The 26,476-nt window shown below is 59.4% G+C and carries 26 protein-coding genes and 1 pseudogene; 18 read left to right on the plus strand and 9 right to left on the minus strand.

Translation table 11 applies throughout. The features are described from left to right. Positions 1 to 1,638 (plus strand): DNA mismatch repair protein MutS (gene mutS, locus G5358_RS11630; RefSeq protein WP_421324119.1); only part of this gene is annotated, 1,638 nt, incomplete at its 5' end. A 104-nt stretch (positions 1,639 to 1,742) separates the two neighbouring features. Here the strand turns inward: mutS and ydiK are convergent. Both ydiK and G5358_RS11640 read right to left on the minus strand, forming a co-directional pair. Beyond that, entirely contained in the window at positions 1,743 to 2,834 is a 1,092-nt protein-coding gene (gene ydiK / locus G5358_RS11635; RefSeq protein WP_216952793.1) for an AI-2E family transporter YdiK, read from the minus strand. After that, complete coding sequence (locus G5358_RS11640) at positions 2,831 to 4,210, minus strand: phosphatase PAP2 family protein (protein ID WP_421324120.1); 1,380 nt, start codon at positions 4,208 to 4,210, stop codon at positions 2,831 to 2,833. Before G5358_RS11640 ends, ydiK begins: the two co-directional genes overlap by 4 nt. Before the next feature lie 185 nt (positions 4,211 to 4,395). Here G5358_RS11640 and G5358_RS11645 point away from each other — a divergent pair, with 185 nt between their 5' ends. From G5358_RS11645 to G5358_RS11685, 9 genes are all read left to right on the plus strand, one after another. Next, the gene (locus G5358_RS11645) at positions 4,396 to 4,776 is read left to right on the plus strand and encodes a hypothetical protein (protein WP_005340143.1); all 381 of its coding nucleotides are present in this window, start codon (positions 4,396 to 4,398) and stop codon (positions 4,774 to 4,776) included. A gap of 254 nt (positions 4,777 to 5,030) precedes the next feature. Next, positions 5,031 to 5,429, plus strand: a complete 399-nt coding sequence (gene hslR, locus G5358_RS11650; RefSeq protein ID WP_216952790.1) for a ribosome-associated heat shock protein Hsp15 — start codon at positions 5,031 to 5,033, stop codon at positions 5,427 to 5,429. 83 nt (positions 5,430 to 5,512) lie between these two features. Continuing rightward, entirely contained in the window at positions 5,513 to 6,397 is an 885-nt protein-coding gene (hslO, locus tag G5358_RS11655) for an Hsp33 family molecular chaperone HslO (RefSeq protein ID WP_421324128.1), read from the plus strand. A 149-nt stretch (positions 6,398 to 6,546) separates the two neighbouring features. Next, positions 6,547 to 8,172 carry a phosphoenolpyruvate carboxykinase (ATP) gene (gene pckA / locus G5358_RS11660; RefSeq protein ID WP_421212253.1) on the plus strand — a complete coding sequence of 542 codons (1,626 nt, stop codon included), beginning with the start codon at positions 6,547 to 6,549 and terminating at the stop codon, positions 8,170 to 8,172. A 192-nt stretch (positions 8,173 to 8,364) separates the two neighbouring features. Next, positions 8,365 to 9,030: a GntR family transcriptional regulator gene (locus G5358_RS11665; RefSeq protein ID WP_041234058.1), complete on the plus strand. Its 666-nt coding sequence runs from the start codon at positions 8,365 to 8,367 to the stop codon at positions 9,028 to 9,030. A gap of 33 nt (positions 9,031 to 9,063) precedes the next feature. Next, positions 9,064 to 10,866: an aminopeptidase P family protein gene (locus G5358_RS11670; RefSeq protein WP_421324121.1), complete on the plus strand. Its 1,803-nt coding sequence runs from the start codon at positions 9,064 to 9,066 to the stop codon at positions 10,864 to 10,866. Positions 10,867 to 10,953: 87 nt separating this feature from the next. Further along, the gene (locus G5358_RS11675; protein ID WP_179902684.1) at positions 10,954 to 11,358 is read left to right on the plus strand and encodes a nitrous oxide-stimulated promoter family protein; all 405 of its coding nucleotides are present in this window, start codon (positions 10,954 to 10,956) and stop codon (positions 11,356 to 11,358) included. A 112-nt stretch (positions 11,359 to 11,470) separates the two neighbouring features. Further along, the gene (locus G5358_RS11680) at positions 11,471 to 11,947 is read left to right on the plus strand and encodes a GNAT family N-acetyltransferase (RefSeq protein ID WP_139405189.1); all 477 of its coding nucleotides are present in this window, start codon (positions 11,471 to 11,473) and stop codon (positions 11,945 to 11,947) included. Positions 11,948 to 12,066: 119 nt separating this feature from the next. Further along, positions 12,067 to 12,534, plus strand: coding sequence for a glycine zipper 2TM domain-containing protein (locus G5358_RS11685; RefSeq protein WP_421249468.1), 468 nt, complete (start codon positions 12,067 to 12,069; stop codon positions 12,532 to 12,534). A gap of 82 nt (positions 12,535 to 12,616) precedes the next feature. Here the strand turns inward: G5358_RS11685 and amt are convergent, their stop codons facing one another. Continuing rightward, on the minus strand, positions 12,617 to 14,044 hold the full coding sequence (amt, locus tag G5358_RS11690; protein WP_103252255.1) for an ammonium transporter: 1,428 nt from the start codon (positions 14,042 to 14,044) through the stop codon (positions 12,617 to 12,619). Between the two features lie 504 nt (positions 14,045 to 14,548). Here amt and G5358_RS11695 point away from each other — a divergent pair. After that, the gene (locus tag G5358_RS11695) at positions 14,549 to 15,472 is read left to right on the plus strand and encodes a GGDEF domain-containing protein (protein WP_216979592.1); all 924 of its coding nucleotides are present in this window, start codon (positions 14,549 to 14,551) and stop codon (positions 15,470 to 15,472) included. Between the two features lie 83 nt (positions 15,473 to 15,555). Here the strand turns inward: G5358_RS11695 and G5358_RS11700 are convergent, their stop codons facing one another. After that, the gene (locus G5358_RS11700; protein WP_159159217.1) at positions 15,556 to 16,179 is read right to left on the minus strand and encodes an outer membrane beta-barrel protein; all 624 of its coding nucleotides are present in this window, start codon (positions 16,177 to 16,179) and stop codon (positions 15,556 to 15,558) included. A gap of 248 nt (positions 16,180 to 16,427) precedes the next feature. Between G5358_RS11700 and G5358_RS11705 the strand changes: the two genes are divergently transcribed. After that, positions 16,428 to 17,066: an exopolysaccharide biosynthesis protein gene (locus G5358_RS11705; protein WP_216979593.1), complete on the plus strand. Its 639-nt coding sequence runs from the start codon at positions 16,428 to 16,430 to the stop codon at positions 17,064 to 17,066. 66 nt (positions 17,067 to 17,132) lie between these two features. Here the strand turns inward: G5358_RS11705 and G5358_RS11710 are convergent, their stop codons facing one another. Continuing rightward, complete coding sequence (locus tag G5358_RS11710; RefSeq protein WP_421212248.1) at positions 17,133 to 18,407, minus strand: amino acid permease; 1,275 nt, start codon at positions 18,405 to 18,407, stop codon at positions 17,133 to 17,135. Between the two features lie 472 nt (positions 18,408 to 18,879). Then, complete coding sequence (locus G5358_RS11715; protein ID WP_421324122.1) at positions 18,880 to 19,770, minus strand: diguanylate cyclase; 891 nt, start codon at positions 19,768 to 19,770, stop codon at positions 18,880 to 18,882. A 349-nt stretch (positions 19,771 to 20,119) separates the two neighbouring features. Here G5358_RS11715 and G5358_RS11720 point away from each other — a divergent pair, with 349 nt between their 5' ends. After that, positions 20,120 to 20,437, plus strand: a complete 318-nt coding sequence (locus tag G5358_RS11720) for a DUF6968 family protein (protein ID WP_058056329.1) — start codon at positions 20,120 to 20,122, stop codon at positions 20,435 to 20,437. A 23-nt stretch (positions 20,438 to 20,460) separates the two neighbouring features. Continuing rightward, a complete protein-coding gene (locus G5358_RS11725; RefSeq protein WP_421324123.1) occupies positions 20,461 to 21,096 on the plus strand; it encodes a Vat family streptogramin A O-acetyltransferase in 636 nt (211 codons plus the stop codon). Between the two features lie 89 nt (positions 21,097 to 21,185). Here the strand turns inward: G5358_RS11725 and G5358_RS11730 are convergent, their stop codons facing one another. Further along, positions 21,186 to 21,767, minus strand: coding sequence for a penicillin-binding protein activator LpoB (locus G5358_RS11730; RefSeq protein WP_106844168.1), 582 nt, complete (start codon positions 21,765 to 21,767; stop codon positions 21,186 to 21,188). Positions 21,768 to 22,054: 287 nt separating this feature from the next. On the opposite strand from G5358_RS11730, the gene G5358_RS11735 reads away from it, so the two are divergent. From G5358_RS11735 to G5358_RS11750, 4 genes and pseudogenes are all read left to right on the plus strand, one after another. Continuing rightward, on the plus strand, positions 22,055 to 22,471 hold the full coding sequence (locus G5358_RS11735; RefSeq protein WP_421324124.1) for a GNAT family N-acetyltransferase: 417 nt from the start codon (positions 22,055 to 22,057) through the stop codon (positions 22,469 to 22,471). Next, positions 22,471 to 22,865 (plus strand): annotated as a pseudogene (locus tag G5358_RS11740) (GNAT family N-acetyltransferase). The gene G5358_RS11735 and the pseudogene G5358_RS11740 overlap by 1 nt, the downstream one beginning before the upstream one ends. 168 nt (positions 22,866 to 23,033) lie before the next feature. Continuing rightward, a complete protein-coding gene (locus G5358_RS11745) occupies positions 23,034 to 23,639 on the plus strand; it encodes a TIR domain-containing protein (RefSeq protein WP_421324125.1) in 606 nt (201 codons plus the stop codon). Further along, complete coding sequence (locus G5358_RS11750) at positions 23,639 to 24,322, plus strand: hypothetical protein (protein ID WP_421324126.1); 684 nt, start codon at positions 23,639 to 23,641, stop codon at positions 24,320 to 24,322. Before G5358_RS11745 ends, G5358_RS11750 begins: the two co-directional genes overlap by 1 nt. Before the next feature lie 174 nt (positions 24,323 to 24,496). On the opposite strand, the gene thiH is transcribed toward G5358_RS11750, so the two are convergent. Further along, a complete protein-coding gene (gene thiH / locus G5358_RS11755; RefSeq protein ID WP_421324129.1) occupies positions 24,497 to 25,717 on the minus strand; it encodes a 2-iminoacetate synthase ThiH in 1,221 nt (406 codons plus the stop codon). Between the two features lie 20 nt (positions 25,718 to 25,737). Next, positions 25,738 to 26,476, minus strand: a 739-nt coding sequence (locus G5358_RS11760; RefSeq protein WP_421324127.1) for a thiazole synthase, incomplete at its 5' end; no start/stop codon positions are given.

The raw sequence follows: 26,476 nt of genomic DNA on the forward strand, positions 1-26,476 counted from the left end.
CTCAAGCGCTGGATCCACCAGCCGATCCGCGATCGGGTGATCCTGAAAGGTCGCCAGAGCACCATCAAGGAGCTCATTGAGCAGAACCTCTACGACGAGTTGGGCAACCTGCTGCGTCAGGTGGGTGATGTGGAGCGGGTGCTGGCCCGTCTCGCCCTGCGCTCGGCCCGCCCGCGCGACCTCACCCGCCTGCGTCAGGCCTTCGCCCAGTTACCCGAGTTGCAGCGCCTGCTGGCGGACAACGAGCACGAAGCGGTGCAACAACTGGCCGAGCGGGCCAGCACCTTCCCCGAGCTGCTCGACCTGCTGGAGCGCGCGGTGATGGAGGTGCCGCCAGTGCTAATCCGCGATGGTGGCGTCATCCGTGACGGCTTCAATCAGGAGCTGGACGAGCTGCGGGATCTCGCCAACGGCGCCACCGCCAGCCTCGCCCGCATCGAGGAGCGGGAGAAGCTGCTGACCGGCATCAATACCCTCAAGGTGGGCTACAACAAGGTGCACGGCTTCTACATTGAGGTGAGCCGCGCCAACAGCCATCTGGTGCCGGCCCACTACATCCGCCGCCAGACCCTCAAGAACAACGAACGCTACATCATCGATGAGCTGAAGAAGTACGAGGACAAGGTACTCACCGCCCAGTCCCAGGCGCTGGCGCTGGAGAAACGGCTCTACGAAGAGCTGCTCGATGCCCTGCTGCCCCACCTCGGCGATCTGCAGGATTCCGCCGCCGCACTGGCGGAGCTGGACGTGCTGGCCAACCTGGCCGAGCGGGCCGAGACCCTCGACTATCGCTGCCCGACCCTCATCGATGAGGATCAGATCCTGATCGAGGCGGGCCGCCATCCGGTGGTTGAGCAGGTAATGACAGATCCCTTTATCGCCAACCCTATCCGGCTGGAGCGTGAGCGGCGGATGCTGATCATCACAGGCCCCAACATGGGCGGTAAATCGACCTACATGCGCCAGACCGCGCTGATCGTGCTGCTGGCCCATATCGGCGCCTTCGTGCCCGCCGACAGCGCCCGCATCGGCCCCATCGACCGCATCTTCACCCGCATCGGAGCGTCAGACGATCTCGCCTCCGGCCGCTCCACCTTTATGGTGGAGATGACCGAGACCGCCAATATCCTCAACAACGCCACCGCCCGCAGTCTGGTGCTGATGGACGAGATTGGCCGCGGCACCAGCACCTACGACGGTCTCTCGCTGGCGTGGGCCTGCGCCGAACAGCTGGCGAGCAAGATTGGCGCCTACACCCTGTTCGCTACCCACTACTTCGAGCTGACCCGCCTGCCCGAGCTGATGAGCGGGCTGGCCAACGTCCATCTCGATGCGGTGGAGCACGGCGACACCATTGCCTTTATGCACGCGGTGCAGGAAGGGGCGGCCAGCCGCTCCTACGGCCTGCAAGTAGCGGCACTGGCGGGGGTACCCAAATCGGTGATCCAGCAGGCCCGTCACAAACTGCATGAGCTGGAGAGCGCCACTCCGGCCGCCGCCGGTGAAAGCCGCCCGGCTCCGGTGACCCTCGCCCCGCAGCCTCATCCGGTGGTGGAAGAGCTGGAAGCAGTGCGCCCGGACGAGCTCACCCCGCGCCAGGCACTGGACCTGCTCTATCGCCTCAAGCAGATGCTGTGAACAACCGCTGCGGCTTAGGTATGAAACAACTGGCCTGACGCTGTCATCATCAACAAAAGAGCCGCCCATCGGGCGGCTCTTTGCATCGTCTTTTTATAGAACCGTCAATCTATACTGGGCGCTGCCGCGATATGGGTCGCCTCTGACTGGTGGTCACCCTCCTTGATCCAGGCATCCAGCAAGGTATAAGCCACAGCCAGCACCACGGGGCCGATAAACAGACCGATGATCCCCATCGCCAGCAGGCCGCCGATAACCCCCACCAGAATGAGAATGAGGGGCAGATTGGCACCGCGTTTGATCAGGAAGGGACGCAGGAAGTTGTCCATTGTGCCGGCGATCAGCGACCAGACCAGCAGGAAGGTGCCCCAGGTAGTATCACCGCTCCAGTAGAGATAACCGACACAGGAGATCAGCACCGGAAAGGGACCTATCTGGGCGACGATGAGCAGGAACATTACCACCACCAGAACCATGGTGTAGGGGATGCCCGCGATCCACAGCCCCACCCCGGCCACCGAGGATTGCACCAGCGCAGTAACCACCACCCCCATGGCCACGGCGCGGATCGCCTGGGAAGCCAGCACGGTCGCATTGTCACCGCGATCCCCGGCCAGCCGGTGGGCAAAGCGGCGAATGCCGGTCGCCACCACTTCACCGGAGTGATAGAGCAGACCACAGATACCGACCGTCAGCAGGAAGTGGACCAGCAGCATGCCCAGATTACCGGCCTGAGCAGCCAGCCAGCGCGCCGTCTGACCGAAGTAGGGCGCCAGCTTGGCAAACAGCACCTGACCACCGCTCGCCAGAATTTGCTGCCAGAAGTCATAGAGCTTGCCGCCCACCAGCGGGATCTGCTGCAACCAGAGCAGCTCGGGCGGAGGCGACTGGCTGATATTGGTCCCCAGTTCGATCAGCATGGGGGCTTTCTCCGCCACATTGGCCAGTGTCATAAAGAGCGGAATGACAAACATCAGCAATAGCACCAGGCTCATAAAGAGAGCGGCCAGCGCACGCTTGCCCCACAGCAACCGCTGCACCATCAACATCAGTGGCCAGGTAGCGATGGTGATCATGGTGGCCCACACCAGTGCGGGCAGGAAGGGGCGCAGCACCATAAAGCAGGAGATGATCAGGAGGCTGAGAAACAGCACCCCCAAGGTTATCTTGGCCAAATCCACTTTTTTCATATTCATAGAGTTCCCCTTGCAGGGCGTCCGCCCCTGGGTCGTGAGTCTTGTTTCAAGAGAGAGAGTATCCACCAGAGGCCGACGCTCAACCAGAGCCCCAGCCCGAAAAAGAGCACAAACTGTCCAAGCAGTATGATCAACGAGCTACTGGTCAGCAGCGGCAACAGCCACAGGCCGGCACCGATCAGCAAGCAGCCCGCCAGCACAACGCCCCCTGTAAGCAGCGGGGGATAACCAGCTCGAACGAGGGCCGCATTTCCCCCGAGCCAGAGGCCCAGCGCTACCAGCCCGATACCGGTCAGATGGGCCGATTGGGTCAGTCCCCCGAGCGCCAGCGCCGCGGCAATCAGCAGCAACCAGCCTGCCACAAGCCCATCCGTACGCCAGCAGGGACGAGCAGCCAGCAGTATGGCGCCCATCAGCAGCCCCGCCACTACGTCAGAGATAAAGTGTGCCCCAAGCCAGACCCGCGCCAGACCGGTGGTAAGGGCCAGCAGCAGCGCCAGCGAGTAGGCCAGCCCGCGCCGGGCAGGCCAGAGCCAGCCAAGCAGCGCGCCCCAGAACAGCAGGGCCGAGGCGGTGTGACCGCTCGGCATGCCAAAGCCCTGGGCACTGTGAGTCGCCAGTTCAGGTTGCAGATGGAAGGGGCGCGGCCAGCCGATCCCCTCCTTGCTCGCCTGCACCAACAGCCCGAGCCAGAGCATGGCAAAGAGCAGCTGGCGCAGCCGTGGCCACCCCAGCAGCGGGAGCAGCAAAGGTATCAGGGCAAGCTGAAAGCCGCCTGAACCAAACAGATTACTGACCGACAGCCACCAGACATCGGGCCCCAGCCACTGTTGCAGGCGCATCATCAGCGGGATCTCGGCCTGATGCAGCGCATTGCCCTGCGCCACGAAATCGGCCTGCCAGTGCACCTCGCTCTCGGGCAGCTCGCCAAGCCGGGCTTGCAGCCAGTCGAGCTGATCCGGGAAGCGGCGCTGTGCGCGGGGCAGCTTGTCCACCGCGATCAAGCGGGCGTTGAGGATCTCCCCGCCCAGATTGGGGGCCTGCAGCAGCGAGACAAAATCGGAATCTTGCTGGGCGACGATAGGCTCCAGAGTGCGGCAGGCAAAGACCTGCGCTTTCTGCCAGCGGCCAAGATCCGCGACGACTTCGCCGCGCAGGCCGGTCTCTTCATACAGCTCGCGCAGCGCCGCCTGTTCGGGGCGCTCATCGCCATCGATATAGCCACCGCTCAAGCTGTAGCGGGAGGAGATGCGATCCTGCACCAGCAGCAATTGATCCTGATGGCGGATGGCGCAGACTGCCGCCGTCGGTTCGGCGCTCAGGACTGGCAGAGCGGTAAACAGTGTCAGCAAGAGTAAAAAGAGGGTTCTCGACATCAATTTGCTTTCCCTATGCACAATGGCGACAAGCCTCCCAGAAATCAGATAGTTGGGCAACGGTAGCGGCCGAATCACCGCCGTTCCCGCCGCGCAGGCGGTACACGGAAGATTGCGATGAAGCAGGGCACTCCCTACTATTGGCGGCTATCTTCAATTTCATGCAGCAACTGCTGGAGCCCTCCATGAGACAGTTCGGCTTTTTCCTCGGCATCGCCATCGGTGTCATCCTGATCCTGTTCGGCAGCATCGTCATCTTCCAGGCGCTCCCTGCCGCACTGGATGTGCTGGAGATGCCAAGCCGTATCCCGTTCGTGCGCGAGGTCTACACCTGGCTGATGACTAGTGCCAATGGCCTCACCGCCCAGCTGGAGCAGAACTTCCTGGAGGCCTTCCAGACCGTACTCAAGCTGATCCTGCTCATCACCTTCATGTGGGTATGCGTCAAGCTGGTCAACATGGGGGTGCTGATTATCCGCGCCGGGGTTGATCTCATCCGCACCGCCATCGCCCACAGCGAAGGCCCCCACGACCAGAAGAAGCCGGATCAGCACGATCACTTCTGACTCTGACATGATCGATGGATGTGAGCGCTGCCGCCCCCAACAGGGGCGGCAGTGTTATATGCGCGGTATGAAGGCCCTCCCTGCCCCATGAATACCCGATAAACCAGCGCCATTCCCTTGTTAATCAGCAAACTGCCCATATGTTGCATCACCTTGACATGGTTTGTGCCCCGCACGGCGGTTGCCCGGTTTCTATCCCGCCCCCGGGCTCTGGTATAATCGACCGCCTCTTTTCCCCGTTATGGAGCCTGTTCATGGCCAATCATCCGGAAAGCGCCCTTGAGGTTCGTCTCGACAAGTGGTTGTGGGCGGCCCGTTTCTACAAGACCCGCTCGCTGGCGCGGGATCAGATTGACGGCGGCAAGGTGCACTACAATGGTCAGCGCAGCAAACCGGGCAAACAGGTGGAAGTGGGTGCGCTGATCCGCTTCTGGCAGGGGCAGGATGAGCGGGAAGTGCGGGTGCTGGCCTTGAGCGATCAGCGCAAATCGGCACCGCTCGCCCAGCAGCTCTATGAAGAGACCGCTGAAAGCTTGAAAAAACGGGCTGAAAACAGCGAGGCACGCCGCTTCAACAGCCAGTTTGCCCCAAGCCCCGAGCGCCGCCCCGACAAGCAGGAGCGGCGTCAGCTGCTCAAGGTCAAGCAGTACTGACCGACCCCGATTTGATAGCGCAGTGACGGCCACAGGCGGTCACTGCGTCCGATTTACCTCACCGAAGAACTCAGGAATATATGATGAGCAACCAAGATCTGCTGTATCGCTATCTGTTTGAAGAGTACGAAGTACGTGGCGAGCTGGTCCAGCTGGATCACACCTACCGCCACGTGGTGGAAGCCCAGAACTACCCGGTGCAGGTGCAAAAGCTGCTGGGCGAGCTGCTGGTCGCCACCAGCCTGCTGACCGCTACCCTCAAGTTTGAAGGCTCCATCACAGTGCAGCTGCAGGGCGATGGCCCGGTGCGTCTGGCCGTGATCAACGGTGACAACAACCAGCAGTTGCGCGGCGTGGCACGCTATGAGGGCGAGCTGCCGAGCGACGACAAACTGCAGAGCCTGATCGGCAACGGCCAGCTGGTCATCACCATCACGCCGGAACAGGGCGAACGCTATCAGGGCATCATCGCGCTGGACGCCGACACCCTGGCTGGCTGTCTGGAGCACTACTTCGCCCAGTCCGAACAGCTGGCGACCAAGCTGTGGATCCGTACCGGTTACCATGAAGGGCAACCCCGCGCCGCCGGCATCATGCTGCAGGAACTGCCAGCCCAGAGCGAGGATCACAGCAACGACTTCGAGCACCTGACCCAGCTCACCAGCACCATCAAGGATGAAGAGCTGTTTGGTCTGGAAGCCGAAGAGATCCTCTACCGTCTCTACCATCAGGACAAGGTGCGGGTGTTCGATCCGCAGGCGGTCGAGTTCCGCTGCACCTGCTCCCGCGAGCGCTGCGAAGGGGCCCTGCTGCAGATAGAAAAGGAAGAGGTGATGGATATGGTGCAGGAGCTCGGCAAGATCGACATGCACTGTGATTATTGCGGCGCCCAGTACCAATTTAATGGGATCGATGTCGAAACCCTGTTCAGCAGGGCTCCCGGCAATGATGCAAACAAGTTACACTAATTAAAGGCGGGCAAAACCCGCCTTTAACTTTAATAACAAAAAAATACCCTATTTTATAAAGTTTGATGGCGATCGCTAAACTCTACCACCTAAGTGATAGGATGAACGTCAGATAGAACCCTACAAACCTCTGAACCCAGGAGAATACAATGACAATCGTGGCAGAACCCACCCTGGCCCAACAATTAGGACTGGACCAGTACGGCATCAAAAACAGCCAGGAAATCGTTCGCAACCCCTCTTACGAGCAGCTTTTCGCTGAAGAGACTCGCCCTGACCTGGAAGGGTTCGAGCGCGGCGTCGTCACCGAACTGGGCGCCGTCAACGTCAACACCGGTATCTTTACCGGCCGCTCTCCGAAAGATAAATATATCGTCAAAGATGCCACTACCCAGGATACTGTATGGTGGTCTGACCAGGGTAAAAACGATAACAAAGCGATTACCCCCGAAGTGTGGTCACATCTGAAAGGGCTGGTCACCAAACAGCTCTCCGGCAAGCGCCTGTTTGTGGTAGACGGCTTCTGCGGTGCCAACCCGGACACCCGCCTGGCCGTGCGCATCATCACCGAGGTGGCCTGGCAGGCACACTTCGTGAAAAACATGTTCATCCGCCCGAGCGAGGAAGAGCTGAAAACCTTCAAGCCTGACTTCGTGGTGATGAACGGTGCCAAGTGCACTAACCCGAACTGGAAGGAGCAGGGTCTCAACTCCGAGAACTTTGTTGCCTTCAACATGACCGAGAAGATGCAGCTCATCGGTGGCACCTGGTACGGTGGCGAGATGAAGAAGGGCATGTTCTCCATGATGAACTACTTCCTGCCCCTGCGCGGCATTGCCTCCATGCACTGCTCCGCCAACGTGGGTCAGGACGGTGACGTAGCCATCTTCTTCGGCCTCTCCGGCACCGGCAAGACCACCCTCTCCACCGATCCCAAGCGTCAGCTGATCGGCGATGACGAGCACGGCTGGGATGACCACGGCGTGTTCAACTTCGAAGGGGGCTGCTACGCCAAGACCATCAAGCTCTCCGAAGAGGCCGAGCCGGACATCTACCACGCCATCCGCCGCGATGCGCTGCTGGAGAACGTGACCGTTGCTGCCGATGGCACCATCGACTTCGATGATGGCTCCAAGACCGAGAACACCCGCGTCTCCTACCCCATCTATCACATCGAAAACATCGTCAAGCCGGTATCCAAGGCAGGTCACGCCACCAAGGTGATCTTCCTGACCGCCGACGCCTTCGGCGTGCTGCCCCCGGTCTCCAAGCTAACCAAGGAGCAGACCAAGTACCACTTCCTCTCTGGCTTCACCGCCAAACTGGCCGGTACCGAGCGCGGCATCACAGAGCCGACTCCGACCTTCTCCTCTTGCTTCGGCGCAGCCTTCCTCTCCCTGCACCCGACCAAGTACGGTCAGGAGCTGGTGAAACGGATGGAAGCGGCAGGTGCAGAGGCCTATCTGGTCAACACTGGCTGGAACGGCACCGGCAAGCGCATCTCCATCAAGGATACCCGCGCCATCATCGACGCCATTCTGGATGGCTCCATCGAGAAGGCCGAAACCAAGGTGCTGCCGATCTTCAATCTGGAGATCCCGACCGCGCTTCACGATGTGAACCCGGCGATCCTGGACCCGCGCGATACTTATGCCGACAAGGCCGAGTGGGACGCCAAGGCGCAGGATCTGGCCCAGCGCTTCATCAAAAACTTCGAGCGCTTCACCGACAATGAAGAGGGCAAGCGTCTGGTTGCGGCAGGTCCGCAGCTGTAACTGTCCCGCTTCGAACCCTTGATATCATGCCGGTCAGCCATGCTGACCGGCATTTTTGTTTTATGGCAGCCCCGAACGCCGCCAACCACGCAGCAACAGACCCCTAAACCTTGCCTTGCCAGCCCTGACGGGGTAGATTCAGCCAAACTTTATACAATATACAATTTTGTAACGCCCAATCGTGACCCGACCATGACCCCCCCCTACAAGACCCGAACCCAGATGGTGATGGAAAACCTCCGTGGCCGGATCCTCCGTGGGGAGTTCCCAGCTGGCGCCCCCTTGCGTCAGGATGCCATTGCCAAAGAGCTGGCCGTGAGCCGCATCCCGGTGCGCGAAGCCCTGATGCAGCTGGAGGCGCAGGGGCTGGTCAAGTTCGAAGCCCATCGCGGCGCCGTGGTCACCATGCTGGACGCCTCGGCCATCGACGAGCTCTTTTATTTGCGAGCGCTGCTGGAAGCCGATACCCTGTTTCACGCCGTCGACAAGATGACGGAAGCCACCTTCGCGCAAGCGGAGGCGATCCTCGCCCAATTTGATCACGCCCTGGAGTCAGGCACCCAGATCGAACATTGGGCCGAGTTGAATCACAGCTTTCACGCCACCCTCTATCAGGCTGCCGGTCGCCCCCAGGCACTTGACCTGATCGCCCAGATCAATCTGAGCTGTGACCGCTATGTCCGCTTCGAGCTGCTCTTTGCCCAGGGCGGTGTAGACAAGGCGGAACGTGAACACGCCCAATTGCTGGAACTGTGCCGCACCCGGCGCAAGCACGAGGCGGTGGTGCTGCTCAGGCAGCATATCGAGGCGGCGGGCCAGTCGATCAAACAGATCCTGGCCAGCGGCCATAAAAACTGAACACTCATATAGCAACCATCTGGCACTAACGACATGAATAATTTCGAGATAATTGAAACCCGCGTCGCCCAAGTCAGGGCCGAGCTGGCCATGCAGGAGTTGGACGCCTTTATCGTCCCCCACGATGATGAGCACCTCGGCGAGTACATTCCCGCTTGTGCCGAGCGGCTTGACTGGATCACCGGGTTCAATGGCTCTGCCGGCGTTGCCATCATCATGGCCCAGCGTGCCGCCCTCTTTGTCGATGGTCGCTATACGGTACAGGCCCGCATGCAGGCGCCGTCCGAACTGTTCGAGTTGCTCCACCTCATCGAAAATCCCCACGTGCAGTGGCTGGCTGAACAACTCCCCTCCGGCACCCGGGTCGGTTTCGACGCCCGTCTGCACAGTCTGACCTGGTACAAGAACGCCAAGGCAGTGCTGGCCGAGCGCGGTATCGAGCTGGTGCGAGTCGAGCAGAACCCCATCGACCTGAACTGGAGCGATCGCCCCGAGCCCCCCAAGGCACCGGTCATCCTCTACAGCGAGGAGCTTGCGGGCCAGTCCAGCCAGGCCAAACGTGAAATGCTGGCCAGTGATCTGCGCAAGCGCGGGCTGGATGCCGTGCTGCTGACCCAGGCCGAGCCGATCAACTGGCTGCTCAACCTGCGTGGCCGCGACATCGAGCGGCTGCCGGTGGTGCTCGGTTTTGCCGTGCTCTACGCCAACACCACCATGGATTTCTTCGTCGATACCGACAAGATTGACTGCTTCGCCTTCACCCAACACGTGGGGCAGGATGTCTCCGTCTACCCCATCGACAAGCTGGGCGACGTGTTGCAGCGCATCGGTGAAGATCAGCAAAAGGTGCTGGCCGATCCGGACACGGCCAATGCCTGGACCCAGCTCATCATGGAAGAGGCGGGTGCCATTCTGGTGGCAGGCCAGGATCCAACCATGCTGCCGAAAGCGTGCAAAAACGAGATCGAGCTGACCGGCATGCGCGCCGCCCACCTGCGCGATGGCGTGGCTATGACCCGCTTCCTCGCCTGGCTGGATCGGCTGATCGCCTCCGGCGAATTCGAGGGAGTGGATGAAGGTACTCTGGCCGATCAGGTGGAAGCGTTCCGCCGCGAGCAGGAACACTACGTCGAGCCGAGCTTCGACACCATCTCGGCACTCGGCCCCAACGCCGCCATGTGCCACTACCGCCATACCAATGGCACCCCGCGCCCCTTCGGCCAGGACAGCCTCTATCTGCTGGACTCCGGCGCCCAGTATCTGGATGGCACCACCGACATCACCCGCACCATCAAGGTGGGTGAGGTGACCGATGAGCAGAAGGCGATGTTTACCCGGGTGCTGCAGGGACATATTGCGCTGGATCAGGCCCGCTTCCCGCGCGGCACCGCCGGTATCCAGCTCGACGTGCTGGCCCGCATGCCGCTGTGGCAAGCCGGTTACAACTACGACCACGGCACCGGCCACGGCGTCGGCCACTTCCTGAGCGTCCACGAAGGGCCCCAGCGCATCGCCCCGAAAGGGAGCATGGTCGCCCTGCAGCCGGGCATGGTGCTCTCCAACGAGCCGGGCTACTACCGCGAAGATGGCTTCGGCATCCGCTGTGAAAACCTGGTGGTGGTGACCGAGCTGGAGCAGATCGGTGAGCTGCCGATGTTGGGCTTCGAGCGCCTGACCTATGTTCCGTTCGATACCCGCCTGATCGATCGCAGCCTGCTGAGCCCGGCCGAATTCCGCTGGATCAACGAATACCATGTCGAGGTGTTCCGCCGCCTGAGCCCACTGCTCGAAGGTGAGGATCTCGCCTGGCTGGAGCAGGCAACCAGCCTCATCTGATGACACAGGGCCTGCGGGCCCTGTTTTTTATCCCCCCTTTTGACCTGTATCAACACCCAAAGCGAGCAGGTCAGGAGAATGGCGGCCATGAAAAGTCATCATGCCAGCCCAGCCCGGGGCTCACACGCCGCAGCCAGCAAAAAGGCGAGTGACCATCCCAGACTCATGCGCGAGCAGCAGACGGTCAGCGCCATGATCCGCCTCTACTGCCAGCACCATCATCAGGATCCCCATTGCCGCCACTGTCGCCAGTTGCGGGATTTCGCCCATCAGCGCCTTCGTCGCTGCCGTTATGGCCACGGCCACAAACCCACCTGCGCCAACTGCAATATCCACTGTTACGCACCGGCGATGCGCAAACAGATCCAGCAGGTGATGAAGTGGAGCGGCCCGCGCATGTTGCTGCGCCACCCCTGGCTCACCCTTCGCCACCTGCTCGACGGCTTTCGCAAGGCTCCCAAACTGCCCCACAGCAGACCGCTGCCGCCATAACCGCCAATCCCTTGCATCCGGCAGGGGATGACCACTACCCTATGACTCCTTTTCTGCCGTTGGCCCCAAGGTCAGCGGCGTTGCCGATCCGTTTGCTGCCGATGGAGTCCTGATGCACCACAACCCACCCCTGCTACGCACCGCCACCCACAATGACATGCACGCCATCTGGCAGATCGATGCCAAAGTCTTTGGTGAAGATGTCTATCCCGCCTTCTTCTTCCGTCAGGCGATGGATTTGTGGCCCGAGTTGTTGCTGGTGGCCGAATACGAGGGGCAACTAGTGGGTTATGTGCTGGGTGGCTTTGGTCAGGAGCGGTCGCAAGGCTGGGTGCTCTCGCTGGCGGTGCTGCCCGAGGCGCGCGGTTTCGGCCTCGCGGAGCGGATGATGCGCCAGATGGAGGCCAACCAGCAGGCGCTGCAGATCAGCGAACTGCGGCTCACGGTCGATCCGGCCAATCCGGCCCAGCGCCTCTACTACCGTCTTGGCTATCAACTGGTTGAAGAGGTCGCCGACTACTTCGGCCCCGGCGAGGATCGGCTTGTGCTGGTTAAAACCCTCTCCGGTACAGCTGCGATTCAAGGATAAAACCGGTTACAGAACGCATAATTGGTTACATTTTGCCGATTTCATGTCCCGCTTGCTTGGAGTAAAGTTCAATTCATCAAACTGATTGTTTGAATTCTATTCAGCCTTGGAGGCCCATCATGTTGAAACGTATGACCCTTATTGCCCTGCTGGCCGCCACTACCGTCACCGGTTGCGCCAACAGCGATGTCTACTCTGGCGATGTCTACACCAAAGACCGTGCCAAACAGGTACAAACCGTCAGCTATGGCACCATCATCTCCACCCGCCCGGTGAAGATCCAGGCTGATGAAAACTCCCTGATTGGCACCATTGGCGGCGCCGTGGTCGGCGGCCTGCTAGGCAGCACCATAGGCGGCGGCACCGGCCGTGATATCGCCACAGCAGGTGGTGCCATTGCCGGCGCGGCAGCCGGCAAGGCCGCTGGCGACAAACTCAACCAGGTCGACGGGGTCGAGCTGGAGATCAAGAAAGAGAACGGCGAAGCCATCGTGGTGGTGCAGAAAGCCAGCCCCACCTTCGTGCCGGGCGCGCGGGTACGCATGACCCAGGGCAATGGCAGCATCAACGTGGCCGTCGTGAATTAAGCGTGTGAACCAAGGTTTCGCCACCCTCGAGCCATAAAAAAACCGCCGATTCCGGCGGTTTTTTGTTGTCTGACGTTCTGGATTACATGCTGTAAGCCTTCTCGCCGTGGGAGGTGACATCCAGCCCTTCCCGCTCGGCATCGCCATTGACCCTCAGCCCGATCAGCATGTCGACCGCCTTGAAGGCAATCGCCGCCACGGCACCGGACCAGAGCAGGGTGACACCGACCCCGATAGCCTGGATCTTCACCTGAGTCAGGATGGAGTAGCCCTCGGCAACCTGATTGGTGACATAGTCCCACACCCCGGTGCCGCCCAGATCCGGGCTGGCAAAGACGCCGGTCAGCAGGGCGCCGAGAATGCCGCACACCCCGTGCAGACCGAAGACATCCAGGCTGTCATCGGCCCCCAGCAGACGCTTAAGACCGTGGACGCCCCACAGACCGGCCACACCACTGACAAGACCCATCACCAGCGCGCCACCGACACCGACAAACCCGGCCGCCGGGGTGATCATCACCAGACCGGACACCGCTCCGGACGCCGCACCCAGCAGGGAGGGACGCCCCTTCATCACCCACTCGGCCAACGTCCATGACAGAGCTGCCGCAGCCGGTGCCACCCAGGTGTTGATAAAGGCGAGCGCAGCCACCCCGTTGGCTTCCAGCGCGGAGCCCGCGTTGAAACCGAACCAGCCGAACCAGAGCAGGGAGGCACCGATCATGGTCATGGTCAGGCTGTGCGGGGTCATGGGATCACGACCGTAGCCCAGACGCTTGCCCACCAGATAGGCACCCACCAGACCCGCCACAGCGGCGTTGATGTGCACCACTGTGCCGCCTGCAAAGTCCAGCGCACCATGCTGGAACAGATACCCGGCAGTTGCGGTCGCGGTTGCTGCGGCTTCGGCGCTGGTATAGGCATCCGGACCCGCCCAATACCACACCATATGAGCCAGCGGGATATAGGCGAAGGTGAACCAGATCACCGAGAAGAGCAGCACGGCGGCAAACTTGATGCGCTCGGCAAACGCCCCCACGATAAGGCCGCAGGTGATGGCGGCAAAGGCCCCCTGGAACACCACATAGATCAGCTCGCTGATCCCGACACCCTTGCTGAAGGTGGCGGCGATGGAGTCAGGGGTTACCCCCTTGAGCAGCACCTTGCTGAAGGAGCCATAGAAATTGCCCCCCTCGGTAAAGGCCAGCGAATAACCGTAGATCACCCAGAGCACGCAGATGAGGCAGAACAGGGTAAAGACCTGCATCAGCACGCTCAGCATGTTTTTGGCCCGCACCAGACCACCGTAGAAGAGGGCGAGACCGGGGATCGACATCAGGATCACCAGCGCCGCCGAGAGCAGCATCCAGGTGTTGTCACCCTTGTTGATTGTCATGGCGGCAACCGGCGCCACCGCAGCCTGTACCTGAGCGACCTCTTCGGCCCAACTTGGGGTAACCAGCAAGGCAGGCAACATCGTCAGACCCGCCATCATCCATTTTTTGACCATAGAGCACTCTCCTTCCCTGTCGTACCGGTACAAGACCGGCTCCGTTTCCCTGATTGAATCTGTGGCGAACCGCTAGGTGTTGCTGCAACCCGCCAGAATCACACCCGCGCTCGGCACGGGGATGTCTCTTGCCACTTCCTCATCACTGCGTCTGCCGCCGATGACCGCAAGAGACCGTCTGACATGTAAAAAGCATAAAGCGGGCCACAAATTTAAATCCTTTTAAATCATTGCGTTAGAAAGATCATGCATTATCAATGCACCAATTTAGCGCATGAGCTGCGCTAACCTGCCCTGGGTCGCCCTGTCACAGGGCAGGCGATACGTCGCGCACCAGAAGTGCGCAAACCCTGAGCCAGCCCACAAGCTGACGTCATCGATATCGCGCGCTGCGGGCCAACTCGTTTACACTGGCAGACCAGCCGTTTCTGTTATCCGACTACGGCATACCATTACGCAGCGCCTTGTTTGCAACGTGATGGCGGGCACAATCCGAGGAACACCATGCAGTTTGATCGTCTCGATATCAGCCTCTCCCACTACCATCAGCTCGATCGGGAGCATCGTTCCCACATCTTGTTGCTGGGGGGATTGATGCTGGCCATCATGACCCTTCATCTGTTGCTGCTGCCCCACTTCCCCTACGAGCGCTTTTACGCCGTCAGCTTTGGCTTCGAGGTGATCAACTGGCTCACCATGCTGTTCCTGTTCTGGGTGGTGCAGTGCGCCCACCTGCCCACCCACACCTACCGCATGCTCTCCTGCGGTCTGATGCTGTGGATCATGGGGGCCACCGCCGACATCATGGATGAGCTGGTGGCGCAGCCGCTCTGGCTCGCCATCTATGCCGAGGATCTGCTGCGCTCCAGCGGCATCCTGCTCAGCAGCATCGGCATCCTGAGCACCATGCACCACCTCTTTCATATCAATACCCGGCTCAGAGAGCAGGCGCTGTTTGACGATCTGACCAAGCTGCCAAACCGGCGCTACTTTCATCAGCAGCTGTTTCTGGAGCAAGGGGTTTGCCATGCCCTCATCCTGCTGGACCTGGATCACTTCAAGCGGATCAATGACAACTACGGCCACGATATCGGGGATCGGGTGTTGCAGCAGTTTGGCGAGCTGTTGCAACAGCACTGCCCACCGGGTGCGCTGGCGGCCCGTGTCGGTGGTGAAGAGTTTGCCCTGCTGCTGCCCGTCGCTCACGAAGCCGATTTGCAGCAACTGACCAACACCCTGCTCACTGCGACCCGCACCATAGCCCCCGACCCGACCCATACCATGACGGTCAGTCTGGGGATGGGGATCCGCGAGCCCGGGGAGCCGGCCGTCTCGCTGTTCAAACGGGTGGATCAGGCGCTTTATGGCGCCAAGGAGGCGGGTAGAAACTGCGCGGTATGGGCGACGCCGACTAATAAAGAGGCGTGAAGAGCTGCCGGTTGATTGCCGGTCACTGCGGAACATTGCTGCTGAAACAGGGGCCCCTGTTTTATGGGGGGAAATCCCCCCACCTAAAAGCGGAAGGTAAGACCGATATTGGCCTGCCACTGGGTCACCAGCTCCCCGCGTACCTTGAACACGCACTGCTCCGGGTTGCAGAGAAACTGGTTGTTGTCGTTAACCAGCGAGCCATAACCGCGCACCTCGGCCCGCAGCGCCAGATGCTCGGCGAGGCGCGGTTGCACCCCGAGCGCCAGCGACATGGAAGGGGTCACCTCGCTGTCGTAAGCGGCAAAGCGGGTCACCCCGATCCCGGCGCCGATATAGGGCGCCATCAGGTTGTCAGAGAGGGTCAGAGCACCGGCAAAGTGCAGGATGTCCACCGTCAGGCGATCCGGCTGGTCGGGAGAGAGGGTGGTGGACTGATGGCTGTAGAGCAGCTCGATCATGCCCGGATCATCCACCTCCTTGCTGATAAAGAGACCCCAACTGCCGGAGCCCTGCCCCTGCAGTGAATCGAGCGAGGCCGAGCGCGAGACCGGCTGCACCACCTCGTCACTCTTCTCGAAGTCGATGGCTGAGCTGTAGCCGAAAAACGGCGTCACCTGCCAACCGGATGTGGTTGCTGCCTCACTACTCCAGACCTGCCCGAGTGGCAGCAACAACCCCATCATCGCTATCCCGGCTCTCTTCATCATCCCCTGCTCCCTGTGTGATTGTGCAGAAAGCATACCAGAGGCATCCTGCGCTCATCCTAAATGGCAGCTGTACCGGTTCACTTTCATGGGGGGGATCACACTCATCGATGGCGCGGCAAAGCAGTACCATTGTGGCCTTGCCGTACTCCCCGCCACCATTCATCGACGGTTAACCTCTGCCACGTATGCTGGCGCCAAAGCGGGTCATAGGGACCAGTCATCACCACTCAGAAGGACATCAGGGAATGGTTGCCGCGCAACTTCACGACCCCCAAACCACCCTCGCGGATACCCTGCGGGCCACCGCGCACGCCATCGACGAGAGCCACATCAGCCTGCGCCAGATGCTGGAGCTGGTGGGCGAACAGGGCATGCTGCTGTTTTGTGTGCTGCTCACCGTCCCCTTTCTGTTGCCGGTCTCCATCCCCGGTGTCAGCACCCCGTTTGGCCTGCTGATCCTTTTTATCGGTATAGGCATCACCCTCAACCGGGTGCCCTGGCTACCCGCCATCCTGATGGAGCGCCGCTTCGCCGCCGACCAGCTCAAGCCGACCCTGCACAAGGGGGCAGATCTGCTGGCCCGTGTCGATCGCGTTATCCGCCCGCGTCTGCTGGTGCTGACCGGCAGCAGCACGGTCAACCGCTGCAACGGTCTGCTGATCATGCTGGCCGCCCTGCTGCTGATGCTACCCCTGGGCGCCATCCCCTTCACCAACGCCATGCCTGCCTGGGCCATCCTGCTGCTGGCCACCGGCATGTTGCAGCGGGACGGTCTGTTCGTCGCCAGCGGCTATCTGCTGGTAAGCGCAACCCTGGTCTGGTTCAGCGTGCTGGCCATCGGCTTGCTGATGGCGGGCCAGAGCGCCACCGGCCTGCTCGGCTAACCCCGATGCACAGAAAAAGGGCGACCAGATGGTCGCCCTTTTGGATTTGTGCGGGATACTGCCCGGTCAAAGCAGATCGTAGATAAGGGCCGAGATGGCAAGCAGCCCCATCACCAACACAAAAAGGGTACTCGGCCCGCGATAACGCTTGAGTGCGGGCAAGCGATAGATAGAGCAGGCTGGCAGCAGAAACAGGATCACCGCGATCAGCGGGCCACTGACGCGTTCGATGATGTCGAGCACATTGGGGTTCAGATAGGTGATGAGGGCGGTCACCAGAAACAGGATCACCGACGACACCCGGGCGATGGTCGACTCCTTGAGAGAGAGCCCCAGCCCCTGACAGGCACCGCTCACCATGCTCACCGTCCCCTCGCTCACCCCCATGGAGGTGCCGAGGAAGGATTTGGACATGGCCAGAATGGCGATAAGCGGCCCCACATAAGCGATCAGTGGATTGGAGAACTTGTTCGCCAGCGCCGACAGCACGGAGATATTGTCGGTGCGGGCCAGCGCCATCTCGGCCTGACTCAGGCTCATCACGCAGCTCACCACGAAAAAGAGCACGCTGCCGCAAATCAGCATGCTGCTGTATTTGATGATCCGCTTGGCACGCAGGTCGGCACTCTCCTGACAACGCTTCTTCTGCGCCGCACTGAAGGAGGAGATAATGGGCGCATGGCTGAAGGAGAAGACCATCACCGGCACGATCAGCCAGAGGGATTTCCAGAACGCCGGATCACGCCACTCCACTGCCTGACTCTCGCTGAAATAGGAGAGGCTCCACTGGGGCAGCAGATAGATGGATAGGCCAATCAGAAAGGCGACCATCGGCAGAGCCAGCACGCTGATGGCCGACACCACGATCTGTTTGCCAGCCAACAGGATCAGATGCAGGCCCAGCATCACCCCCAGCACCAGCAAGCCGCGGGGAAGCTCGGCGTCCCCCAGCTGGTGAACCACGAAGCTCTGGATCGCATTGGTGATAGAGATGCTGTAGACCAGAATGATGGGGTAGAAGGCCATCAGATAGACCAGCATCAGCAGCTTGCCCGCTCTGGCACCGAAGTGCTCCTCCACCACATGGGTGATATCCCCTTCCTTATGGGAGCTGGAGAGCACAAAGCGGCTCAATGCCCGGTGGGAATAATAAGAGAGCGGGAAAGCCAGCAATAATATAAATAGCAAAATAACCGGAGAATTACTGCCAACCGTAATAGGGAGAAATAACGTACCGGCACCAACCGCAGTGGCATATAAGCCCATGGTCCATACCGAATCGCTTTTCTCCCATTTCAATTTTGAAACAGGGTTACTCTTTTCAGCAATAGAAACACTCATTGCAATATATACCTTATTAGTCTGTCATCATTATTTTTATTGGCCCGAATAACAGGCTGGCGATATGTCATGGCAGATCGCCCTGTTCGTGAAAGAACAACACCGCCAGTGGCCAATAGGGCCACCGGAAGGGAACGGAGCTGCCACGCTACCATCGTTGAAATCGCCAACCTGGTCAAGGTTAATAATTCATGACCGTTTGAATCAGATTGTTTCAAAAGACAACGAAATGTGTCACATTCGTCACCCAGAACCAGATTCAAACCCTTTTGATAACATACCGATAAAACCTCATCCTGTTGCCCAACAACATAAATAAGACCAGCGATCAGGCCGATAATATTAACACCTTATCCTTTAGAATATGAGTTAAATAATAAGCCCAACTTTTCTACTAATTGACAGTGATGTCAGTCAACTTATTTAGAGTAAAAGAACGGGCTATTTCCGCCATGCGACCGGATAGACACTCTCAACCTGCCGGACAGTGTGCTACCCGGTTGCGGCCTGCCCGCTTGGCTCGATAGAGCCACTCGTCGGCCCGGGCCAGCGCCTGATTGATCTCCTCCTCCGGCTGCACCAGGGTTGTGCCCAGACTGACCGTGATGGCGACCGGATCGGCAGGCAATGCTTCGACAGCGGCACGGATCTGCTCCGCTATCTGCAGCAAACCGGCTTCATCGATCCGTGGCAACAGGATCAGAAACTCCTCGCCGCCGCTGCGCACAAAGAGATCGTCCGCCCGCAACAGGGCATCGATGCAGCCACTGAATCGCTGCAAGGCCCGATCTCCCTGCTGATGACCGTAGTGATCGTTGATCTGCTTGAAGTGATCGATGTCGAGCATGATAAGGCCACAGGGCGCATCTCCTGTCCGCAGCGGCTGACAGTGCTCGAAGAAGAAGCGGCGGTTGTAGAGACCGGTCAGCTGATCGGTCTCGCTCTGGCGCAGCAGTCGCTGCTGCAACTCGTACTGGCGGGTAATATTGCGGGTCACCCAGGCCACCGCCCGCTTGCCGTCATAGAGGGAGGGCAGCGGGGCAATCTTACCCTCGAAGCGTTGTACCCCCTGCGGCCCGACGGCGGCATTGATCCCCCCCACCTCGGCTGCTGATAGCTCATACTCCACCACCCGCACCTGACCGCTCGCCAGTGACTCGGCAACCTGTGCCTTGACCCACATGGCCATCTCGGGTGGCAGCACATCGGCCAGTTGCTTGCCCGCCAGCGGATTGCCATCGTGATAGGATTGCTGCTCCATGCCGCCGATATATTCCACGTAATAACCATCTTCACTGAGGATGAAGATGGGATCTGGCAGTTGGGCCATCACTTCATAAAGCTGGGTTACCGAAAGCGCCACGGAGACTCCTGTACGTTAGGGTCAAACAGGGGGGAGATATTCTGCCTTAAAAGGACTCACTCGCCCTCATCGGCAACGGAGAAAAATCTGCCGTCATAGCCAACAATCCTTTACATCTAGCAGCATGCAGACGTCTCGGCCAGCAAGGATTGCCTGCGCCCACCGCCGCTCTGACTTGCGACCGTTCGCAGTGGCGGATGGCCCCTCCCTCGCTCAATGATATCTCATTGTTTCAACTCACAAGTTCATTTACGCTGGCCGTCACGAGTCCAGTTTTCACCTCATCAGCCATCAGGAACGCCAGCCCCCCGCAACCGCAGGGGCTGTACCACGGAAAAGGAATCGCCAGATGAAAAACGCCATCGTTACCGCCCGCTTCGACGCTATCAGTACCGAAGGGGAACAGCTCACTCTCAAGATCGCCATCAAGGCCCCCGAGCCGGATCCCAAGTCCGCCAGCGGTGACTGGCGCTGCAAGGTGAAGCTGGCGGGGCTGAGCGACAAAACCTTTATCTACGGCATCGACAGCCTGCAGGCCCTGAGCCTCGCCATCAAGTTTGTCGAAACTGAACTGCGCGCCTTCTCCGATGCGGGCTGGCAATTCTATCTGCCAGGCTGCCCCGATCACCCCATCGACATGAGCGCCTGCTACTTCCCGGCGCTCTAGCCCGGCCAACCCTAGGAGCCCGGATGCACGGATCCGACCCCGCCAATCCCCACCCCATGAATGGCTTCCCCCAGGTGTGTTTTATCAAGAACACCATCAAGGGGCCCAATATCGAGGTGGGTGACTACACCTATTACGACGACCCGGAGGATTCGGCGGGCTTCGAGCGCAACGTCCTCTACCACTTCCCCTTCGTCGGCGACAAGCTCATCATCGGCAAGTTCTGCGCCATCGCCCGCGGGGTGAAGTTCATCATGAACGGCGCCAACCACCAGACCTCCGGCTTCTCCACCTACCCCTTTTTTATCTTCGGCAACGGCTGGGAGAGCGCCCCCCCCGCCCCGGGCAGCCTCCCCTACAAGGGGGATACCGTCATCGGCAACGATGTCTGGATTGGCTATGACGCCCTGATCATGCCAGGGATAAAGGTCGGCAACGGCGCCATTATCGCCGCCCACTCCGTGGTCACCGGTGACGTGCCCGCCTATGCCGTGGTCGGCGGCAATCCCGCCAAGGTGATCCGCTACCGCTTCGACGACGACACCATAGCCCGTCTCAACGCCATCACCTGGTGGGACTGGCCGGTGGAGAAGATCAGCCGCAACCTGGCGCTTATCAGAGGCGGCGAAATAGCCGCGCTGGAAGCGGCAATCCGCTAGAGACAAGCCCCATCAGGCATAGGGCCAGAAATGAGAAGAGGGTTGAGCGCACAGGCACTCAACCCTCTTTTTGATTGGTCGCAGACCGCTCAGTGGCTGGCGGAGCGACTACCGCTCCAGATCAGCTCGCCGCTGCGCAGCTCCATCAGGGTCATCGACAACCGATAACGGCTCCCCTCTGTCACCAGATCCCCGTAGAGCATGTAGCCTGCGCCGGTCTGACGGCCAAGCCGCACAAGGGAGGCCGGGTTCATCCTGCCCTGCTGATACTCAAGCTGGCCGGTGATGGCTGCCACCTGCCCTTGGTCGACAAAGTGAAAACCGCTCTTGCTCTGGATGAGCTTGCTCATGGCCGCCGCCATGGCGCGGGTGTCCACCGGCTCGCCGGTGCCGTTCTGGGGCGGGGTGAGCAGCAGCACCGGCTGACCGGTTTGCGCCAGTTCCCGCACCTCGGGGGCCTGCACAAAGAGATCGGCCATGGCCTGCGCCAGTCCTGTCGGCGCCACCGGCTTGGGCTGAACGTCCCCGCTATCCGGTTTGGTCACCGGCTTGTCCGGCTGGCTCACTGGCTGATCGGGTTCACTGACAGGAGCCTGAGTACCACCGTAGGGATTGACCGCACAACCGCCCAGCAGCAGGGCCCCCACCATCAACAAGGAACGCAGCTTCATCTTTTCTCTCCGCCAGAAGTCCGTAAACGGGCATCAACACATGCCCGCATGGCGGAGCCCCTGCCCCGCATCCTCCTTATGCTAGGGACAAACCCCGGCGGGGTCGATACGCCCACCACCACAGGGCGACAGAGACTGGCGAACCTGGGCCCACGAAAAAGCTGGCACGGCTCCACCCGATTCCGTTAGGGTAGTGTCGGTAAAACATCAACAGTAACGCAGCGGTAAGCCCGGCGCACAACACGTCGCAACCCGACAGAGATCATCACACTCAAGCAGGAAGCACTATGCAACTCACCCCACCCCAACCGCCTCAGGACGATGAGATCGAAGCCCTGCGCATTGGTCTCTCGGGCTTCAACAAGGATCACGCCGGCACCCATCTGCACGAGCGGATCGCCAGCTTTATCAAGGATAAAGAGGGCAAGGTACACGGCGGCATCATCGCCGACATCAAGTGGGGCTGGCTGCACGTCGACTGGCTCTGGATCGATGAAAGCATCCGCCGCGATGGCTGGGGCGGGCGCCTGCTGGGCGCCATGGAGCAGTACGCCCAAAGCAAGGGAATCAGCAACTACCATCTGGAAACCACCAGTTTTCAGGCCCTCCCCTTCTACCAGAAGCAGGGTTACGAGGTCTTTGGCCAGCTACCCGATATGCCGCCGGGATATACCAGTTACTTTCTGAAAAAGCAGGACAAGTGATGACATTCCAGCGCCTTGCCAATGCCAAACTCGTGATCCGCCCGTTCGAACCGGCCGATGCCGACGAGTTTATCCGCGCGGCCCACGAATCCATCGAGACGGTCGGCAAATGGATGAGCTGGTGCTCCCGTTCATTTACTCGGGACAGCGCACTGGAGTGGTTTGCCAGCTGCGAGCAGGATTGTGCGGCGGGCGGTCGCCCTGCTCCGTGACTTTGGTTTTCAGCAGCTGGGACTATTTCGGCTGGAGATCGTGATGGGGGTTGGCAACAACGCCAGCGAAGCTGGTTGCTATCGCAGCCGGGGCTACCTTTGAGTGCCGGGCAAGGAATCGCATATTCCTCCATGGTCAGCCTATGGATGCGCATATCTACTCTCTTACTACCGTAGACTGAGCCTTTAGCAGAGAATATTCTGAAAACTTATCTGATGTGGTTCATCAATGATCATGACATTATTTTTCAGGGATCCAGTGTAAAATCAAGCAACTCACTACAAATAGTGAGTGCCCCTGAATATATGTTGTTGTACAATAAATTAAAATCATATACACGGAGGTGGCAATGAGTATATACAATGGTATTTTAGGTGGTATGCAACAACTGCAAATAAGAAGAAATGTTTTCATTTCCTATTATCACGGCGACCAAGTTGCAGTAAACGAATTCGTTAGAACTTTCGGTCGAGAGCAAGGTGTATTCACACCCAACATGCTAGCAGAAGGACAAAGGTTTACAGACGACATAATAAACAGTAGCAACCCAGCATATGTTATGCAACAAATCCGAAATAGATACTTTGGCCATACAACGGTAACCATCGTTTTGCTGGGAAGTTGTACTCATAGCCGTCGCTATGTTGACTGGGAAATTAAGGCCTCATTGCAAAGAGGAGGTGTCGGCGGTCAACTTCCTCATGGTCTAATTGCAATTAACTTATGTAGACAAAACAGCGCAAAATTTCTTCCTCCAAGATTTAGAGATAACTGGAATGATAGCAATCAAAATTGTTATGCAAGATTTTATCGCTATCCAAATAATGCCACCGAACTCCGAGAATGGATAGAGGATGCATTCAGTGCAAGAACAACAAGGGCAAACCTAATTAACAACTCAATGAGCATGATGAAATACAACCGGACGTGTAGCGTTTGTGGAGTGACACATTAATGACTATTGAACAATCAGTATCATCGGCAGCAAGTACCGTTGCAACAGAATACCCCATATTATCTGTCACCATTGATGGTCTTAAAACGGCCTTGAATGTCAATCTTCCTGTATCTCTTGGTATTATTGTAGGAATACTCGCCATATTTTTCTTGATTAAACTTGCGTGGGCTGGCCTCAAGGGATTTCATGCGGAAGAAATAACTATAAAAGACCCACTAACAGGCACGGAAGTGAAAATAAGGGCTAGTTATGAAGATAAAAAAGTCGCCCACAAGATATGGACTGAATTAGTTACAAGAAAAGCAGCATTACCTTTTCAGCGAGATAAAGACCTTATCATAGAGGTTTATGACAGTTGGTATGCTCTATTCCAATGTGTTCGTGAGCAAATCGCTGCAATTCCTATAGAAAAGTTGCAAGGTCGTGAAAAAGCAGATATTGAAAAACTTGTTGACATATCTACCAGGGTATTAAACGAAGGTCTCCGTCCACATTTGACTGAGTGGCAAGCCAAATTTAGAGCTTGGTATGATATAGCGAGAACGAATGAAAAATGTAGATCCCCCCAGGATATACAAAGAGAATTCCCACAATACGATCAATTAGTATCTAGTATTGAGGAGGTAAATAAAAACCTTAACGCTTTCGCTTGCGAACTTAAAAAAATTGTTAGAACTTAAATCCCCAAAATAAAACAGACATCATCCCGTATGTTGGGCTTCGCTACGCTCAGCGCCAACCTACCACAGATGTTGGTTGCGGCTGAGCTTGCGAAGCCCAACGTTTACCGCGAATAGCTATTGAGTTTCGGCATCACACTCCCCGCTCTGCGTATGGCAAAGTGAAATCACCCTCTATCTCCCCAAAAACGGTTCCCAGTCTTTAAACACCGGCTGCAACCCCGCCTGCCGCACGGCGGCGGCCACTTCCCCCACCGGGCGATCGTCATGGATGGCGAACTGCTCCAGCTCCTCTTTATCCCCTTCGGCATAGCCACCCGGCTGGGTACGCGATTCGGCCGACATCTGGGTGATGCCAAGGCGCACCGCGCCGTTGCGAAACGTGGCCGACTCTCGGGTGGAGAGGGACAAGTCCAGCGTGGGCGAGAAGAGGCGCCAGGCGCAGATCAGCTGGGCCAGCTGACGATCCGACATGACCACGGCAGGCTCCAGCCCACCGGTGCAGGGGCGCAGGCGCGGGAAGGAGAGCGAGTAGCGGCTCTGCCAGTGGTGGCGCTCAAGCCAGCTCAGATGCTCGGCGACAAAGTAGCTGTCGGCACGCCAGTCCGAGGAGAGGCCGATCAGCGCCCCCAAGCCGATTTTGTCGATACCGGCGCGGCCGAGCCGATCCGGTGTGGCGAGGCGCCATGCGATGTCCCGCTTGTTGCCGCGCAGATGGTGGCGGGCGTAGGTGGGGGCGTGGTAGGTCTCCTGATAGACCATGACGGCATCGAGGCCGAGGGTTTTCAGCTCGGCATAGTCGGCCTGCGAGAGGGGCTGCACCTCCATCCCCACCGTGCTGAAGTGGCGGCGGATGATGGGCATCACCTCGCGAAAATAGGCGAGCCCCACCTTGTGCTCGTGCTCGCCGGTCACCAGGAGGACGCTGTCGAAACCGCGCGCCTTGATGGCCAGACACTCGCGCTCTATCTCCTCGCTATTCAAGGTCTTGCGCTTGAGACGGTTGCTCATGGAGAAGCCGCAGTAGGTGCAGTCGTTGGCGCAAAGGTTCGACAGATAGAGCGGCACATAGAAGCCGATGGTGTTGCCAAAGCGCTGGCGGGTCAGCCGCTCGGCCTCGGCCGCCATCTGCGGCAGATAGACCTCGGCAGCTGGCGAGATCAGCGCCATAAAATCGCTCAGGGTGCGGCGGGGTGCGCTTAGCGCTCGCGCCACGTCGGCGGCAGTTTTGGCGCGGATCTGCATGCCGATATCGTCCCACTCCAGCGCCTGCCAGCGGTCGAGAAAGGTAGGCTCCTTAGCCCTCACCCCCGGCGCCCTCACCCCCAGCCCCTCTCCCAGAGGGAGAGGGGGGCAAACCTCTGGCTGCCCTTGGGGCAAGGGGGAGATGTTCATGGTCGCCCCTGTTTCATGACTCATAACGCCCCCAGAAAATCGGTCAGCGGGCTGGAGGCTTGGGCCTGCAGGGCGCGGGCGCCAAGGCCAGCTTCATAAGCGCTGCGACCGGCGGTGCAGGCAAGCGCAAAGGCGCGGCCCATGGCGACCGGGTCGCCGCTCACCGCGATGGCGGTGTTGACCAGCACGGCGTCAGCCCCCAGCTCAAAGGCGGCGGCGGCGTGGCTTGGTGCACCGATCCCTGCATCCACCACCACAGGCACATTGGCCTGCTCGACGATGATGGAGAGAAACTCCCGGGTCACCAGCCCCTGATTGGAACCGATGGGTGCGCCGAGCGGCATCACGGCGGCGCAGCCCACCTCTTCCAGCCGTTTGCAGAGCACGGGGTCGGCGCCGCAGTAGGGCAACACCACAAAGCCCTCTTTCACCAGCTGCTCGGCGGCTTTCAGCGTCTCGATGGGATCGGGCAGCAGATAACGTGGATCGGGGTGGATCTCCAGCTTGAGCCAGTTCGTTCCCAGCGCCTCGCGGGCGAGGTGGGCGGCAAACACCGCCTCGGCGGCGGTCTTGGCGCCGGAGGTGTTGGGCAGCAGCTTGACCCCGAGTTGCAGCAAGGGGCTCAGGATATCGTCGTGGGCCTTGCCCGGTTCGAGCCGCTTGATGGCCATGGTGACCAGTTGGGAGCCGCTCGCCTCGATGGCTGCGGCCATCAGTTCCGGGCGGGCAAACTTGCCGGTGCCGGTAAAGAGACGCGAT

This window comes from Aeromonas sp. 604176 (assembly GCF_049170755.1).
GTDB lineage: Bacteria > Pseudomonadota > Gammaproteobacteria > Enterobacterales > Aeromonadaceae > Aeromonas > Aeromonas veronii_A.